General features: G+C 55.6%; 1 protein-coding gene and 2 pseudogenes. All 3 read right to left on the bottom strand.

The genetic code is table 11. From position 1 onward, the window contains the following. Positions 1 to 247 (bottom strand): annotated as a pseudogene (locus HMPREF1992_RS00415) (hypothetical protein); the annotation flags it as partial. A gap of 2 nt (positions 248 to 249) precedes the next feature. After that, positions 250 to 603, bottom strand: a complete 354-nt coding sequence (locus HMPREF1992_RS00410; RefSeq protein WP_006696258.1) for a hypothetical protein — start codon at positions 601 to 603, stop codon at positions 250 to 252. After that, positions 563 to 2,037 (bottom strand): annotated as a pseudogene (locus HMPREF1992_RS11660) (hypothetical protein); the annotation flags it as partial. The gene HMPREF1992_RS00410 and the pseudogene HMPREF1992_RS11660, both read right to left, overlap by 41 nt.

Below are 2,037 nucleotides of genomic sequence, written 5' to 3'. Positions count from 1 at the left end.
CAGTGTATTTGTTATCCGTCGCGGCTTTCCACTTATCCGCATGATCGCCGACGAACTTGACCGTAAGTGTTCCGTCGATATGGAAGCCGCTCTCGCAGCGCACAGCGCACTTGACGGCTTTCTGCTCGCCCTTGCCCGCATCGAGCAGGACGGAGATGGGCGCGAGTTCCGTGCCGGAGCTGACCTCCGTCCCGTCCTTGCCGCCCTCCGTCGGATTGTTCATATAGATATGCAGCAGTTCTGCCATTGTCACACCCTCCAAAATTCCAGAGACAGTTGATATACCTTCGGGAAATGTGCCATATACTCGTAGGATTTCACCACAACACGCATAGAGGGCAGGATGTTCCCGCCCTCATCGGTCACGGACACCATCGTGCGGCTGTCCCAGTAGCCCTTGATCTTCTCCCAGTCACGAGCCGTTACAACAACGGCGCAGGAAATACGGTCGCCCTCCGTGATGTGTCCGAAATCCTGCACGACCGCACCGCCGACGATTTCAATGATTTGCTGACGATCATCTGGTATAGTCTGCCAGTTTTCAACGGATAATGTCCGTACCTCACCAATGTGAATATGAATTGGAATCACCTCCAAGCGCATTTTCCACGGCGGGGCGAATGCGGTCGGCGACATGGTCGGCAAGCATACGCATTCCCTCATTGTCCTCCGTGACGGCATTCTCGATATGAACCTGTATGTGAATCTGCCGATTGTCCGTCATGGAGGGAGCGGACTGAGTACCATTGGAGGAAGAAGTGACATTTTGTCCCCCTCCCTGCACAATCTGCGCTTGCCGTCCAAGCCCTCCCATCAGCTCCGCATACGAGAACTCTTGCCCGTTGACGCGAATGCGGGAACTGTCCTCACGCTGCTCGGAGCGGAAGTTCGGCAGGAGATTCTCCATCGCCCATTTGCGCCCGGACTGAAACTGCTGCAGAAGTTCCTGTGTCAGCCCCAGATCCTCTGCCGTGAACTTGTTCTTCTTGCGCAGATACTCCATCAGCCCGACCTGCCCAGACTGCTTGAATACCTGCAGTTCCTCTTTCTGGGAGCGGAGGACTTCCAGCGCGGCGTTGCGTTTGACATCGAGCTTTTCCTTCTCCGCCCAGCGCGTCGCTTCGACCTCGTCCAGTCCTTTCTGTACCCACGCTTCTTTCTCGCGCTCGATCTCGGCAAGGCGATTCTCAAGTTCGGTCTTCCAGATCGAGTTTATGTTTGACGCGACATCTTTCTCCCATTGCTCCATCACGCGTGCCTTGCTCTCGCTGAGCCAGTGCTGCACCTGTACCTCGTCCAAGCCCTTCTGACGAAAGGCATCGACTTCACGGGCGATGGAATCCAGCTTGTTTTGCAGGTCGGTCTTGTAGAGCGCATTCGCCTTGTCCACAACGTCGCGCTGAAAGTCGGCGTAGATTTTCGCTTCCTTTGCCAGACGATATTCGTCAATGAGGTGTGGGTCTGCGCCCTTCTGGAAGAACTCGAAGGATTCACGATCCAGAGCGTGTAGACTGTTCTGGATGTCCGTGTGTGTCAGTGTATATAGGCTATCCGTCAGCTGTGCGGTCGCTTTTGCAGATTCACTGACCGTCTTTGCAGCATCCTTTTCCGCAGCCGCACGGATTTTTGCGGCTTTGGCATTCTGCTCTTGCGCCTTGGCGTTCTTCTCCGCCTCGGCACGCGCCTTCTCCTCTGCCGCCGCCTTTTCTTTTGCGAGTTTCTGCTGTTCTTGGTACTGCTTGTATTCATCCCCGTAGAGAGCGTCGAGAACTGTGCCGCCGAGGAACGGGATTGCAATCAGCGGAGATGCCACAGGATGATTCTTTATAAGCCAGCTGTTTGCCTCGGCGTGCTCGCCCACCTTATGAATCTGTTCCCCGACAAAGCCCGCAAGCTCCGCGACGGTCTTGAGTGCCTCGCCCCATCCGAGGACGGCATCCTTGATCTCGTCCTTGTTGTCGCGGATCATTTCAACCAGAGATTCAAAGCCGTCATTGATCTCCGGCATGAGTTCCTCGGCGACAGGAAGCAGTGCCG

Source organism: Selenomonas sp. oral taxon 892 str. F0426, from assembly GCF_000468035.1.
In the GTDB taxonomy this organism is placed as follows: Bacteria; Bacillota; Negativicutes; order Selenomonadales; family Selenomonadaceae; genus Centipeda.
This window is presented reverse-complemented; position numbering and strand designations above follow the sequence as displayed.

Bases quoted from the DNA above. Each gene is read 5' to 3' on its own strand.
- HMPREF1992_RS00410 (WP_006696258.1), bottom strand. From the start codon at position 603: ATGCGCTTGGAGGTGATTCCAATTCATATTCACATTGGTGAGGTACGG.